Origin of the sequence: Paenibacillus sp. cl141a (genome assembly GCF_900109305.1) — a bacterium.
Taxonomy (GTDB): domain Bacteria; phylum Bacillota; class Bacilli; order Paenibacillales; family Paenibacillaceae; genus Paenibacillus_AQ; species Paenibacillus_AQ lautus_A.
In genome coordinates this window covers 191,769-205,273 of sequence record NZ_FNZO01000003.1, presented here as the reverse complement: position 1 = coordinate 205,273, position 13,505 = coordinate 191,769, and the positions used below count along the sequence as shown (strand labels likewise).

The following is a 13,505-nucleotide window of genomic DNA, read 5'->3' as shown; positions in this document are numbered from 1 at the left end:
TCTGTGTTATATGGGTTTGGCTATGGCTGCTGTCATATCCGGGCTCATTTTCATAAAAATAAAGAGGACACCGCATGGGTGCCCTCTTGAATCCAATTCTTCCGACTTTGCTGTACCTCGCGCTCGTCTCACTTCTTCCCACGGTTTGCTGCCTCTTCGAGACGGCGAAACCGTTTCAGATCGGCTTTACGAATCGGAAGCGGCTCTCGGCTCAGCAGTTTCACTACCGCAACGATCATCAGAAGCAGCAGTACGGTGAACGGCAATGCCGCAATCAGCGAAGCGGTCTGTAAGGCTTCAAGGCCACCTGCATACAGCAGGACGCCGGCAATGGCTGCCATCAGCGTGCCCCACACGATTTTTGCCGTTTGGGGAGGGTTCAAGCTGCCATAAGTGGTCATGCTGGCTAATATATACGTTGCCGAATCCGCGGACGTTACCAGGAACGTCAGTATAAGTATAATCGCCAGCACGTTCATGACGGAAGCGAAAGGCAATTGGTTGAACAATTGGAACAGCGCCGACGTGACATCCGCGTTAACGGCTGCCGCTATCCCGGTGTTCTCGTGCAGGTCAAACCAGATGGCCGTTCCGCCGAACACGGCGATCCAGAGACAGGCAATGACCGGCGGTACAACCATCACGCCCACAATGAATTCGCGAACCGTTCTTCCCTTGGATACCCTCGCCACGAAGGCTCCCACATACGGCGACCAAGCAATGGCCCACGCCCAGTAGAATATCGTCCATTCCCGTACCCACGTGCCTTCCGCATAGGGTTGGAGCCTTAAACTGTACGAAACGAAATTCGTAATGTAGTCGCCAAGCGCTAATGTGAACGTCTCCAAGATGAATACGGAGGGTCCGCAGATAAACACAAACAATAAAAAAGCTAGCGCCATACCGAGGTTCAGGTTGCTTAAGTATTTAATCCCCTTGTCCAATCCCGTCGTCGACGAGATCATGTAAGCGACAAAAATAATCCCCAGCATCAATAACTGCAGCCCTACGCCATTGTTAATTCCCATAATGGTATTCAACCCGCCGCTCATTTGCAGAACGCCAAGTCCGATCGAAGTCGCGATACCCATGACCGTTGCTATGACCGCCAGGATATCAATCACATTCTTGACGCTGCGCTTTGAACCGGTAACAGGCTCCAGCGCGGTAGATACCAGCCCATCCTTCTGCTTACGGAACTGTAGAAACGCAATCACAAGCCCGACTAGGGCAAACACGGACCATTGACTTATCCCCCAGTGAAAAAAGGAATAGCCCATAGCCACGCGTGCCGCTTCGACGCCTTGTGCTTCGACGCCTCCGAAGGGCGTCTTAAAAAAGTGGCTCATGGGTTCGGCCACGCCCCAAAACACCAGCCCGACACCAAATCCTGCGGAGAACAGCATGCCGATCCAGGTGAAGAACGGATACTCGGGCTTCTCCTTATCTCCGCCAAGGCGAATGGTGCCGTATTTGCTGGCCGCAACCCAGATCAGAAATATGATAATCGCAAAGATCGAGAGCAAATAGAACCAGCCGAACGTATTCGTCGTAAATCTGTACAGATACCCTGCCACTTCACCAAAGGCCCCGGGTTTGACGGCTCCCAGTATAGACAACACGGCAATAATGACAGCAGATACCGAAAACACGATATTCTTCAGTAAACTTCCTTTCACAAGCTCCACCTCAGCAGATAAGTCATCGTTGTCCCATACAGTATTTGTATTTAAACCAAAATTGATGTACTTAATCGCTGAATGTGTGCTGCATCAGGTACTTATCCGATCAAAGCTATCGTTATCGTTATTTCCTGTTAGAATCTTGTTGAGATCCGATATACTGCTGGCCCAACATGACCATTTGCTCCAGCACCGCTTCAAACTGTCGACCAAACGCGGTTATCGAATATTCCACCTTAGGAGGCAGCTCATGAAAAACCGTCCGCTTCACAATGCCTTTCTCCTCCAACTCCCGTAATTGCAAGGTCAGCACGTGCCGCGATACTTCAGGTATTCTCCGGTGTAGCTCACCGAAACGGCGGGTTTCCTGAAACAGCTCATATAGTATTCGAGGCTTCCACTTTCCGCTAATCATATGCAGGCCGACTTCAGCCGGACACCCCAAACTCTCATCCTGATAGGGCATTTTGCTATTCCTCAACTCCCTTGGTCATGAATAGATGACTAGGTCACCATATTCTGCGTACTTACCATGGCTTTCTTTTTCAGATAGGCTATTGATTATCATCTTACAGAAAGAGGAAATACAATGAAACCATCAAATCCTTCAAACCCCGTCCGGAAGCCGGAAGATATGAATGCAGCCTTTGCGGACGCTTATAATAGCGGGGATATCGATCAGCTGCTGGCACTGTATGAACCGAACGGCGTTCATGTCCACCGAAACGGAAGCCTGGAAATCGGAATCCATTCCTTCCGCCTTACGTTGGAGGAACTGCTGCGGCTCAAAGGCACCATGGTCTCCACCAATGTATATTGTATTCCGTTTGAAAATATCGCTTTGCTGCGTGCCAGGTTCACCCTGCAAACGACCGACCCGGATGACCAACCGCTGGTGCTGCAAGGACATACCTCCGAGATCGTGAGACAACAGCCCGATGGAAGCTGGCTGTACATCGTGGACCATCCATTCGGTTCGGATACATGGGAATGACCGTAAGATCCGTTATTTCGGTGGTACAAAAAAAAGCAATCCGCCCTTGTCATGAACAAGCGGATTGCTTCTTGGGATTCATTGCATCATTCCTTCACGAATTCCTTCGTGCTGCGCACCGTATCGATCGGGCGAACCATGCTCTCGATCTGCTCGCGCTTCGGCTCCAGGAATGGAGGCAGGGACAATTTTTCGCCCAGCGTTTCATACGGCTCATCCCCCATGAAGCCCGGACCGTCGGTGGCAAACTCGAACAGAATTTGCGGCGCGACGCGTGCGTACAGGGACTGGAAGAAATAGCGGTCGACAAAGCCCGACGTATGGAATTGGAAGTCGTCCAGACGCTTGATCCAGTGCTCCAGCACCGAACGGTCCTCTACCCGGAAGGCCGCGTGGTGAACGGTACCGAAGCCCTGCTGGGCCCGCGGGAGCACGGCGTTGTACTCGACAACCACCTGCGCGCCATTGCCGCCTTCACCAACCTCAAACAGATGCAGCGAGCCTTCCTTGCCGATTTCCTTAAACTGAAGCACCTTCTCCATCACTTCTTTGAAGTGATCGAAATTGGACACCCGCACAAAGACCGGGCCAAGTCCTGTAATCGCATGTTCCAAGGGAATCGGCCCCTTCTGCCAAGGCGTTCCCGAAGCCACGCCTTCATTGTTCTCGTCGGAGATGAGTTGATATTGCTGATCGTCGAAATCAACAAAAGCGAGTGTTTTTTTGCCGAATAACTCTTGAATGCCTTGATGCTTCACGTCCATCCGATCAAATCGCTTGACCCAATATTCCAGCGCTGCATCGTTAGGAACACGGAACGAGGTTTTGTAGATCTCGTCCGTACCGTGTCTGCCCTTCGGAATACCCGGGAAGTCGAAGAAGGTCATATCCGTGCCTGCGCTGCCCTTGTCATCCGCAAAGAACAGGTGGTATGTCTGAATATCGTCCTGGTTCACCGTCTTCTTCACGAGCCGCATGCCCAGCACATAGGTGAAGAACTCGTAGTTCTTCTCGGCACTGCTCGTAATGGCTGTTACGTGGTGAATTCCTTTTAATCCGTTCATAGTTAAACGCCTCCGTCTTTTATATTGTAAAGTGTGTGTCGAATCTGCTTCGTTTATTATTTCGATTTAAAACATCTTTAATTTAAGATAATAATATCACGGCTTTCCTATTCCGTCAAGCATCAACATTCTCAGTCGTAAACCAATAAAAAACAGCCGGACATTAGATCCGGCCGTTCTATTCATTTCGCCTTGGTCTCTACATGTACATGGACGCGACGCTATGAGCCTGTATTGGATAATCCAATGACGGGCAGCAGCTCGATGCGTCGATGCGTCTCCTCATGATACAACCATCCATCCCGAACATGGTCCACGAACAAAATGCCGTTCAGGTGATCAATCTCATGCTGCATGCATCTGGCCAGATAATCCTCGCCCTTCAGGATTACCGTCTCGCCTTGCCGGTTCAATGTCTTCATCGTTACTTTGTCAGCTCTCTTCACGTATCCGTAGTAGCCCGGATAGGAGAGGCACGCTTCAGGGCCCATTTGTTCCCCGTCCATCTCCACGATTTCCGGATTAATCAGTTCGATCAGCCCTTCTCCGCAGTCCATGACAATAAGCCTTCGCAAAATGCCGATTTGCGGTGCGGCAAGGCCGGCGCGCCCATCGCTGTCGTACAGCGTCTCGACCATATCATCCAATATCTTTAATACTCTGGCATTCACGGAATCGACCGGCCGGGCCACCTTGCGCAGGATGGGATCGCCGAATGGCACAATAGGTTTTACCGTCATTCACTTAAGCCCCCTTAGTTTTGGAAGGAGGTGTATGCACCCATAAGTCACTTGGAGTACACTCTAAGGTTGTGCAAAGGGCATCTAACGTCTCTGCCTTCATCTGCCTGGGCTGGTTCGTCAGCAATGCGCTAATGGAAGCAGCCGACAGGCTGTAATCCGCCTTCTCTTTCATCAGCCGCGCCAAAGCCGCTCCCGACCATATCCCTCTCTCTGCCATCACGTTACGCAACATCCATTCGAGCAAAGGGTCACCCTCCCGTTCATCAAAATATTAGCTCACACCTAATTTTATAAGGTAGTGCCTAATATCTCAAGCCCATTTCTTTGGGGTTTGACAACAGTGGTGCTCTAGAGGTCCTGATGACCCTTCGCTTACACTTAATCTGAAGAGATATTTTAAGCAGGCTTGGATTCGTTCCGGGCCAGCTGTTTCTTAGCGTTCCCGGCTCTGCCTGCAAGGCTGGTCCCGATCACGCCGACAACGACGAGTGCTGCTCCGATGACATGATAGTAAGCCAGCTTTTCATTCAAGAAGGCGACGCCTCCAAAAATCGTGACCACGGTAGCCAGATTGTTAAAGATGCCCATCCGGGACGCCTCGATCTGGGACAAGGCATAGTTGGACAGGAGCGATGTTCCCAGGGAGGACAAGACGCCGAGATAAAGAACCGCCCATACGAAGGATGAGTGCATAAACGGGTCAAAATAATGGACGAGCGTCCTTTGTGCTGCATGCTGAGCGACCGACATCAGGTTAAACAGCACGAATCCGATCATCGACATGATGAAGGTGATATCCAGTACCGACTGCTTCTGCGTCATCCTGCGGGCCATCACGCTGTAAACGGCATTGGATAGCGCAGAGAGCAGAATCAGCACAATTCCGAGCGTGCTCGATTGCTCGAAGGACACGCCTTTCAACACAAAGATGGAGATGATCCCTGTCACCGACAACACGGTAAACAGCTTTTGTGCCCAGCTGGAGCCCTCCTTCAAGAACAGCGACGCCAAGAGCAGCGTAAAGATCGGTACGGTAGCGTGGATAATTCCGGCCTCGGCCGAACTGGTATAGACTAACCCGAAGGTTTGCAGCGTAAAGAACAGGAACGGATAGAATATGGCCAGCGGCACGATGGTCAGCAGCCGTTTCAGATCCATCGGGACCCTTCTGCGGGCAATGAGGAGGCCCAGCGACGCGGCTAAGAACGAAATGGTAAACCGATGCGCCAGCGTATCCAGCGGGTTAGCATGGACCAGCGCCAGCTTTACGAACATAAACGAAAAACCAATGATGGCCGTATATCCCAAAGCGGCGGCATAGGCACGGCTTGTATGCGTTAGATTCATGATATGTGTATCTCCTTCATCTTCTCTTTTTTATGTCCAACCGGGAGTTTCGGTGCATTTGTTACTTATCTTACGGCAGGAAGGACTTCGTTACGATTTGAAATAACGCTAACTGTACCGGTACAGTTAGCGCGATGAAGGAGGTAACAACAATAAGGCTGTTTCCCGTCATCCCAGGATGACGGGAAACAGCCCCGTTATATATACTTCAACTTACATTTTTTCATAACAGGCACCGGCATTGCCGACCCGTTATCGATATAAAAACCGTTAATCGCGTTCGACCGAAATCCAGCCATCGCCCTCGAGATGAAGCGTTGCGCCGAGCGCTTCGGCCATAAACCGGAGCGGAACGTAGGTAGATCCGTTGCTATGAACGAATGGCGCTTCCGGCAGCGTTACGCTTTTACCGCCAACGCTGGCTTTTTTGGAGCCTACGGTCACCACGATTTCTTCTCCCGTCAAATCATTGATGACTATAATTTTATTCGAGCCCTTGGTCCACTTCACTTCGGCATCCAGCTGATCTGCCAGGTAACGGAGCGGAACAAAGCTCTGATTGTTCTTCTTGATGGCGCCGTATCCAAAATCCTCGTTCGAGATATTCAAATACATCGACTTTTGCGTAATCTTCAAGTCATCCTTCAGCACGTTATAAATGAGGGAATCCTTCTCGAAGTTCCGCAGCACTTGACCCGGCGTCACAGATTCATTCAGGACGTCCAGCACGCCTTTGGACGTGTCGACCTTATTGGCTTTCACTGCGCCGCCGATATTCCAGACCTCGCCTTCGGAATACACCTTGAAGGCCTTCAATGGCAGGTCCTCGGATGCCGGAAGCGCGACGGTCAGCTCCAGCGCATTCTTTCGCGTATTCAGCTGCTCGTCGAAGTAATAGTCCAGTTTGAGGATCGTATCCTTGCCGAAGACGGTTTCGGATCCCGGAAGCTCCTCCAATAACTGCTCCTTCTGTTCATCATAGTTCTCCGTAAATTCGGTCAGTGCGCCATGCACCATCTCGTAGAGCGATGCGACGACCTCTTCCTTGGATTCCTGCGGCAGGAGTTCAACGTCTTCGCCGTATGCCTCGCCGATGCTGGTTATCATCGGATAAATGGCGTCATAAGCATCACCGATTACCTGCTTCAAGCCGGCTTCGTCTTTAAGCAGGCTTCCGGCGAAAGGCTTAACCATGTTCAAAATCTCTTCGCCCGTAAGCTCCATCTGAAGATGCGTCAGGTTCAAGCTCTCTCCGTTCACCTTCTCCTGGACCGGCTTCACCGAAACTTTGGACGGGTTCGGGAAATGCTTCAGCACAAGTCCTGCCGCCTTCTTCACGACATCTTGAATCGCCTGCTCATACTGGCTGGTGTCGGGCATTCCCGGAACGGGTGTATCCATCGACAGATAGAACGGCTGCTTCGCGCCGTCCAATTGAATCGCCATTCCCTTGGCATCCATGGACAGATGAAGCGGAACCTTCTTGTCCGAATACTGGACGCTGCCCTGAATGGACACCGTATTGCTATCCTCCACGATGGCATGGTCGATATTTAAGGATAATGAATTAATAAGATCAATCGCTTCTTTATCTTCAGACGATAGGGCCTTGTCCGCAGGCACCACCTCGAATCGAATACTTGCGCTGGATTCGCTGGATTTCGCATCAAGACTGGTCAGCATCGCCTTGTTGATATCCAGTCCCCCGACGGCCTGACATCCTGTCATAACGACCAACACGGCTGCAATAAGTACGGTCAACCATCTGAACTTCTTATACATTTTGATATTTGTCCCCTCCCAGGTCATAGGCTCATTTCTATTATGGGAAGGGAGGAAATGTTTGTAAATAGGTATTTAAGCCTCGTCATGTATGCACATGGGAAGGCGCCTCAAGATAGCATATATCGACTTTTTGCTATACACTGGGGAATGAAAATCATGACGGAACAGCGCACATTCATGAAGTGCGGTTTGAACAACCTTTTAAAGCGTGGTGAATCCCTTGTTTAAAATTATGCTGATCGAAGACGACGTGACCCTGTTCCATGAAGTGCAGGAGCGTCTCTCGCAATGGTCGTATGACGTTTATGGCGTCCGCGATTTCAGCGCCGTACTCCAGGAGTTCACGGCGATCCAGCCCGACCTGGTCATTATCGACATCCAGCTGCCGAAGTTTGACGGGTTTCATTGGTGCCGAATGATTCGCTCCCACTCCAACGTCCCGATTATATTCCTGTCTTCCCGGGATCATCCCACCGATATGGTGATGTCCATGCAGCTGGGGGCGGACGATTTCATTCAGAAGCCGTTTCACTTCGATGTCCTGATTGCCAAAATCCAAGCCACCCTGCGCCGGGTATACAATTACAACACCGAGCGGACCGAGCTGAGAACCTGGCGCGGGGCCACCGTCGAATTCGGCAAAAATACGATAAGCAGTCCTCAGGGCACGGCTGAACTGACAAAGAATGAAATGTTCATTCTGAAGATCCTCATGGAGCGGAAGAACCAGATCGTCAGCCGGGAGGACCTGATCAAGAGCCTTTGGGACAACGAGCATTTTGTCAGCGATAATACGTTAACGGTTAACGTGAATCGTCTTCGCAAGAAGCTGGAGCCCTTGGGACTTGACCCTTACATCGAAACCAAGGTGGGACAAGGTTATATCGCCACGGAAGAGGCCCACTCATGATGATGGCCTATATCCGGGAACGGCTAAGCTGGATTCTATTATTCGTGTTCTTGCAGCTGATGCTTCTGTTTATAGCCGCGGTGGACGCCCAAATCCCGTTCCTGCCCATCCTCTATATCGTGTTTCTGTCGACGCTGTTCTTCCTGGTGTTTCTGTTCGTCAGATACAACAGGGAAACCAAGTTCTACAAAAGTCTCCAGGCATGGGACGACACCTACGACTTAGCCGCCATCAGCGAGCCGGAGCGCCCCTTTGAAGCGATTGCCATGGACATGCTCTCCCTGCAGACCGAGCGTTTCAAGATGGAATCCTCCATGCGCCTAATGGAGATGCAAGGAGAGAAGGACGAGCTGTTATCCTGGATTCATGAAGTGAAAACGCCGCTCACCACGATGCAATTGATGATCGAACGCATGGAAGACGAAACGTTGAAAGCGCAGCTCCAGTATGAATGGCTCCGCATTCACCTGCTGCTTGACCAGCAGCTGCACCAGAAGCGCATCCCCTTTATTCAGAACGATCTGCTGATCGAGGTGTCCGCCCTGGAGCCGATCATCTTTCAGGAGATCCGCGGGCTCAAAACCTGGTGCATGCAAAAGGGCATCGGCTTTGACGTTTCCCTGCAGGCAGCGGAAGTGCTGAGCGATGCCAAATGGCTGGGCTTTATCATCCGCCAGCTGTTGACCAACGCGGTCAAATACAGCTCCGCTTCGGACATTCACATCGAGAGCGATCTCGTGGCCGACCATGTCAGACTCATCATTCGGGATGCCGGACGCGGCATTGATCCGAAGGACATGCCCCGGATTTTCGATAAAGGCTTCACGTCCACCACCTCGCATCAGGATAGTGCCGCAACCGGCATGGGGCTCTATCTGACGAAAAAAGTAGCCGAGGCCTTGATGATCCGAATCCAGGTAGAATCAAAGCCGGGCATCGGCACAACCTTTACCTTGATCTTTCCGAAACGGAATGATTTCGTAAGCATTACCGGCATGTGACAACAATGTCACATGCTTTTGCGCTTTGTTCGGCGAATCGAAGGAAAAGGGTCCTCGACTCCTTTATGATAAGGACAGACAACAAAGGAGTGAGTGAAATTGGCAATTCTTGAAGCAAACCAAATTCATAAAAGCTACGGCAACAAATTCAATAAACAGGAAGTGCTGAAGGGCATCGACGTCCGCGTGGATAAAGGCGAGTTCGTCAGCATTATGGGGGCTTCGGGCTCCGGGAAAACCACGTTGCTGAACGTGCTCTCCTCAATCGACAAAGTGAGCCTCGGCAGCATCAAAATCGAGGGCAAAGAGTTTACGGGCCTCAAGGAGAAGGAGCTGGCCGAGTTCCGCAAGCACCATCTGGGGTTTATTTTCCAGGAGTATAACCTGCTCGATACGCTGACCGTCAAGGAAAACGTCCTGCTGCCGCTCTCCATTAAGAAGGTATCCAAAAAAGAAGCCGATCAGAAATTCCAAAGAATCGCGACCGAGCTTGGCATCTACGAACTCAAGGATAAATATCCGAACCAAATCTCCGGGGGACAGAAGCAGCGGACCTCCGCGGCCCGCGCGTTCATCCACGATCCGAGCATTATTTTTGCGGATGAGCCGACGGGAGCGCTGGATTCCAAGTCCGCATCCGATCTGTTGAACAAGCTGAGCGAATTAAATCAGAAGATCGACTCAACGATCATCATGGTTACCCATGACCCCGTAGCGGCCAGCTATTGCACCCGGGTGGTCTTCATCAAGGACGGACAGATCTACACCCAGCTGAACAAGGGTGATCAATCCCGGCAGGCCTTCTTCAACGACATCATCAAGACTCAAGGCGTGCTAGGCGGTGTTCAGAATGAACATTAATTATCTGATCTACCGGAATTTGAAGAAGAATATCAAGAACTATTATCTGTATGTATTTGCGCTGATCTTCAGCGTGGGTCTGTACTTCGCGTTTGTCACGCTACAGTATGATCCCGCAATGGATGAAGCGAAAGGCTCCATTAAGGGAGCGGCTGCGCTTGGAGCCGCCTCCGTGCTGCTCGTCGCCATCGTGGCGATCTTCCTGCTATATGCCAACACGATTTTCATCAAACGGCGCAGCAAGGAAATCGGGCTGTTTCAGCTCATCGGACTGACCAAGGGCAAGATCTTCCGGATCCTCAGTGCAGAGAACCTGATTCTGTACTTCGGCTCCATGGTCATCGGCATCTTTGCCGGCTTCGCGGCTTCGCGCTTAATTCTGATGATCCTGTTCAAGGTGACCGGCGTAGACACCGAGGCAGCTCTCTCCTTCTCAACCGAGGCGCTCATCCAGACCGTGATTGTGTTTGCCGTCATTTATGTGCTGATCATGATCATGAATTATACGTTCATCAAAAGGCAGAGCATTCTATCCCTCTTCCGCGCGGTATCGACGACCGAGAACCAAATTAAGAAAATGTCCTTCGCCGAAATGCTGTTCGGCCTGCTCGGCATCGGACTGATACTTCTTGGCTACTATGTGTCGACCAAGCTGTTCAGCGGAGATTTCACCACCATGAACGAGCTGTTCATGGCCATGATCCTGATCCTGGGGGCGGTGATCATCGGGACTTATCTGTTCTATAAAGGGTCGGTCAGCTTTATATTCAACGCGATCCGGAAGAGCAAGGGCGGTTACTTGTCCCTGAATAATGTGCTGTCCCTGTCCTCCATCATGTTCCGCATGAAATCGAACGCGCTGCTGTTAACGATCATCACGACCGTGTCCGCACTCGCGATCGGACTGCTGTCTCTTAGCTATATTTCGTACTATTCCGCCGAGAAATCGGCCGAGCAGAGCGTGCCAAACCATTTTGCGGTAGCGGATCAGAAGGATTTGTCCGCCTTTATCGAGGCACTTACGGATGAAGATATCGAATTTAAGAAGACCGAACGGGATGTAATCCAGGTGAATGCGGACCTATCCGACATTATCGGGGCCAGCCTGGAGGTATCAGGACAAGTGGATTCCAGCTCCATGATCATCCCGGTAATCAGTGATGCCAGCGTAGGCAAGGATGTTTCCCCCGGTGAGACGTTGTTCACGGGATACAGTGACGCGATCCAGCAATTCATGGCGATACAGACCACAGGGGAAGTTGAACTCATAAGCCCTAAACAAAGCTTTAAGCAGAAGCTGATCGGCTTGGATAAGGAAGCCTACGTATCCTATTATTATGCAAGCGGCGGGCTCCCAACGGCAATTGTGGATCAGACCATATTCGATAAGCTGGTTCAGGATTTGGATCCGAAGATCCAGAAGAAGACGAATGTTTACCACGGCATCGATATTGTGGATCCAAACGCTGTGGATCAGGCCAATAAGATCTTTAAGAGCCTCGGCCTTAGCGAGAAAACCGGGAACCTCTCTCAGACGGAAATGGCTTTCAACCAGAAGAGCAATATGGGTTTGATGATGTTTATCGTGGGATTCCTGGGGCTCACCTTCCTGATTACTTCAGGATGCATCCTGTACTTTAAGCAGATGGACGAAGGTGAAGAGGAGAAGCCGAATTACACGATCCTTCGGAAACTGGGATTCACTCAAGGGAACCTGCTGACGGGGATTCAGATCAAGCAGCTGTTCAACTTCGGCATACCGCTGGTCGTCGGCTTGTCCCACAGTTACTTTGCCGTAAAATCCGGCTGGTTCTTCTTCGGAACCGAGCTGTGGCTGCCGATGGTTATGGTTATGCTCCTGTATACGGCGCTGTATTCCATATTCGGTTTGTTGTCGGTCATGTTCTATAAACGGGTAATTAAAGAAGCGTTGTAAACGAGGTGCATGGTTGGGCCCAGGGATGATTCGGGTACCATCCATGCATTTTTCATGTGCAGGCGTGAAAAACAGCGGATTACCATTCCAACGGGCTGCAGCTCTTCTGCAGCTTCCGGATATACACGATTTGACCGATATGATAAGCATTGTGCGTGGCCGCATTACTCACCAATTCCCACCACTTGGCCGGTTCCGGGAATCCGTTCACTTCCTGCTCAAGCTTGGACGCTGACAACAGCTCCTGCCATTGCAGCAAAACCTCAAGCAGCCGATCCCTTAACTCGGCAAAAGTCGCGTTATCCGGGATGATGAAGCTATTGTGGTTGTCTCCAATAGAAGGAACGGCATCTACTTGCGATTCGCGGTAACGCGTCTGCCACGTTTCGTTCCAATACAGCAGATGCTGTATGATCTCCGCGATGCTGTGGCAGCCATTGGCAGGCGTCCAGAACGCTTCGTCCTCCGTCAGTTGCACCACGGATTGCTGGAACGGGACGTACCAGCTGGGATCGTTCGCGTTCGCTAACAGCTGATTCAATAGAACATCATTTGCATGCGCCATGGGTCATTCACTCCTTCATGCGCCCGGTAATGGGCAGCATCACAAATCATGACTAATTTTACTATAGGATGAGGCCCTGTGATTCGCAAAAAATGATTAAAATCATTCTTTCTCGGCTCGCTACGTCTGGAATAACTTCTACCTCACATGGAATAAATCCAAATAATACTGCGCCGTTGGCGTGTCATTCTTGAAACGCAGCTCGATCTTCTCCCCGCTTCCCTTGCATAACCCCACCGTAATCTCAAAATAGCTTGCCCCGTGCACCGCATCAACCGGACTGGCCTGTTGGTTATCCTCTTTCATCGTGGTCCGCTCGTTAATCGATAGAATCCGTTCGCAGCCAAAGGCAGGATACGATTCCTTGTATATGTCCTGAAGGGACGATCGGATTACCGGGTATAGCTGCTGCAGCATGGCCTTCTCAAGCTGCTGCTCTCTAGGCTTGTCTTGCGGCCCTGCATAAGCTGTGCTGCTTCCCGAGCTTGATAGAAGGAGTCCGCCTGAGAGCAGCAGGCAGATGAAGAATCGTTGGTTCATACGCGTTCACCTTTTCGTTTTTTCTATATAGAGTCTCCTTTTCGATCCTATTTAGTCCGACTTGCAGCTTCGTACCC

14 protein-coding genes are annotated in these 13,505 nt (G+C 50.9%); 5 read left to right on the top strand and 9 right to left on the bottom strand.

Annotated features, from left to right (window positions below; translation table 11 throughout):
* Positions 1-128: 128 nt before the first annotated feature.
* Together BMX45_RS10925 and BMX45_RS10920 are read right to left on the bottom strand one after the other, a co-directional pair.
* A complete protein-coding gene (locus tag BMX45_RS10925) occupies positions 129-1,679 on the bottom strand; it encodes a BCCT family transporter (protein WP_090909699.1) in 1,551 nt (516 codons plus the stop codon).
* Positions 1,680-1,806: 127 nt separating this feature from the next.
* Positions 1,807-2,148 (bottom strand): winged helix-turn-helix transcriptional regulator, encoded by a 342-nt coding sequence (locus BMX45_RS10920; RefSeq protein ID WP_090909698.1) that lies wholly within the window; start codon positions 2,146-2,148, stop codon positions 1,807-1,809.
* Positions 2,149-2,271: 123 nt separating this feature from the next.
* Here BMX45_RS10920 and BMX45_RS10915 point away from each other — a divergent pair, with 123 nt between their 5' ends.
* Positions 2,272-2,676 carry a YybH family protein gene (locus BMX45_RS10915; protein WP_090909697.1) on the top strand — a complete coding sequence of 135 codons (405 nt, stop codon included), beginning with the start codon at positions 2,272-2,274 and terminating at the stop codon, positions 2,674-2,676.
* Positions 2,677-2,762: 86 nt separating this feature from the next.
* Here BMX45_RS10915 and BMX45_RS10910 read toward each other — a convergent pair whose 3' ends face one another.
* The 5 genes from BMX45_RS10910 to BMX45_RS10890 all read right to left on the bottom strand — a co-directional run bounded on the left by BMX45_RS10910 (position 2,763) and on the right by BMX45_RS10890 (position 7,612).
* The gene (locus BMX45_RS10910) at positions 2,763-3,740 is read right to left on the bottom strand and encodes a ring-cleaving dioxygenase (protein ID WP_090909696.1); all 978 of its coding nucleotides are present in this window, start codon (positions 3,738-3,740) and stop codon (positions 2,763-2,765) included.
* Positions 3,741-3,961: 221 nt separating this feature from the next.
* On the bottom strand, positions 3,962-4,480 hold the full coding sequence (def, locus tag BMX45_RS10905; protein WP_090909695.1) for a peptide deformylase: 519 nt from the start codon (positions 4,478-4,480) through the stop codon (positions 3,962-3,964).
* Between the two features lie 4 nt (positions 4,481-4,484).
* Positions 4,485-4,727 (bottom strand): helix-turn-helix domain-containing protein, encoded by a 243-nt coding sequence (locus tag BMX45_RS10900; RefSeq protein WP_036659432.1) that lies wholly within the window; start codon positions 4,725-4,727, stop codon positions 4,485-4,487.
* A gap of 152 nt (positions 4,728-4,879) precedes the next feature.
* On the bottom strand, positions 4,880-5,830 hold the full coding sequence (locus BMX45_RS10895; RefSeq protein ID WP_090909694.1) for a DMT family transporter: 951 nt from the start codon (positions 5,828-5,830) through the stop codon (positions 4,880-4,882).
* Positions 5,831-6,100: 270 nt separating this feature from the next.
* The gene (locus BMX45_RS10890; protein ID WP_254778033.1) at positions 6,101-7,612 is read right to left on the bottom strand and encodes a copper amine oxidase N-terminal domain-containing protein; all 1,512 of its coding nucleotides are present in this window, start codon (positions 7,610-7,612) and stop codon (positions 6,101-6,103) included.
* A gap of 223 nt (positions 7,613-7,835) precedes the next feature.
* On the opposite strand from BMX45_RS10890, the gene BMX45_RS10885 reads away from it, so the two are divergent.
* The 4 genes from BMX45_RS10885 to BMX45_RS10870 all read left to right on the top strand — a co-directional run bounded on the left by BMX45_RS10885 (position 7,836) and on the right by BMX45_RS10870 (position 12,323).
* Entirely contained in the window at positions 7,836-8,525 is a 690-nt protein-coding gene (locus tag BMX45_RS10885) for a response regulator transcription factor (protein ID WP_090909692.1), read from the top strand.
* Positions 8,522-9,526 (top strand): sensor histidine kinase, encoded by a 1,005-nt coding sequence (locus BMX45_RS10880; RefSeq protein ID WP_090909691.1) that lies wholly within the window; start codon positions 8,522-8,524, stop codon positions 9,524-9,526. Before BMX45_RS10885 ends, BMX45_RS10880 begins: the two co-directional genes overlap by 4 nt.
* Before the next feature lie 99 nt (positions 9,527-9,625).
* Positions 9,626-10,387, top strand: coding sequence for an ABC transporter ATP-binding protein (locus BMX45_RS10875; RefSeq protein ID WP_090909690.1), 762 nt, complete (start codon positions 9,626-9,628; stop codon positions 10,385-10,387).
* Positions 10,377-12,323: an FtsX-like permease family protein gene (locus BMX45_RS10870; RefSeq protein WP_090909689.1), complete on the top strand. Its 1,947-nt coding sequence runs from the start codon at positions 10,377-10,379 to the stop codon at positions 12,321-12,323. Before BMX45_RS10875 ends, BMX45_RS10870 begins: the two co-directional genes overlap by 11 nt.
* Positions 12,324-12,402: 79 nt before the next feature.
* Here the strand turns inward: BMX45_RS10870 and BMX45_RS10865 are convergent, their stop codons facing one another.
* Positions 12,403-12,888 (bottom strand): DinB family protein, encoded by a 486-nt coding sequence (locus tag BMX45_RS10865; protein ID WP_090909688.1) that lies wholly within the window; start codon positions 12,886-12,888, stop codon positions 12,403-12,405.
* A gap of 138 nt (positions 12,889-13,026) precedes the next feature.
* Positions 13,027-13,428: a hypothetical protein gene (locus BMX45_RS10860; RefSeq protein WP_090909687.1), complete on the bottom strand. Its 402-nt coding sequence runs from the start codon at positions 13,426-13,428 to the stop codon at positions 13,027-13,029.
* Positions 13,429-13,505 lie beyond the last annotated feature (77 nt).

Excerpts from the sequence above, each read along its gene's own strand:
- def (WP_090909695.1), bottom strand. The coding sequence starts at position 4,480 with ATGACGGTAAAACCTATTGTGCCATTCGGCGATCCCATCCTGCGCAAG.
- BMX45_RS10910 (WP_090909696.1), bottom strand. The coding sequence starts at position 3,740 with ATGAACGGATTAAAAGGAATTCACCACGTAACAGCCATTACGAGCAGT.
- BMX45_RS10865 (WP_090909688.1), bottom strand. The coding sequence starts at position 12,888 with ATGGCGCATGCAAATGATGTTCTATTGAATCAGCTGTTAGCGAACGCG.
- BMX45_RS10895 (WP_090909694.1), bottom strand. The coding sequence starts at position 5,830 with ATGAATCTAACGCATACAAGCCGTGCCTATGCCGCCGCTTTGGGATAT.
- BMX45_RS10890 (WP_254778033.1), bottom strand. The coding sequence starts at position 7,612 with ATGTATAAGAAGTTCAGATGGTTGACCGTACTTATTGCAGCCGTGTTG.
- BMX45_RS10920 (WP_090909698.1), bottom strand. The coding sequence starts at position 2,148 with ATGCCCTATCAGGATGAGAGTTTGGGGTGTCCGGCTGAAGTCGGCCTG.
- BMX45_RS10915 (WP_090909697.1), top strand. The coding sequence starts at position 2,272 with ATGAAACCATCAAATCCTTCAAACCCCGTCCGGAAGCCGGAAGATATG.
- BMX45_RS10880 (WP_090909691.1), top strand. The coding sequence starts at position 8,522 with ATGATGATGGCCTATATCCGGGAACGGCTAAGCTGGATTCTATTATTC.
- BMX45_RS10870 (WP_090909689.1), top strand. The coding sequence starts at position 10,377 with ATGAACATTAATTATCTGATCTACCGGAATTTGAAGAAGAATATCAAG.
- BMX45_RS10860 (WP_090909687.1), bottom strand. The coding sequence starts at position 13,428 with ATGAACCAACGATTCTTCATCTGCCTGCTGCTCTCAGGCGGACTCCTT.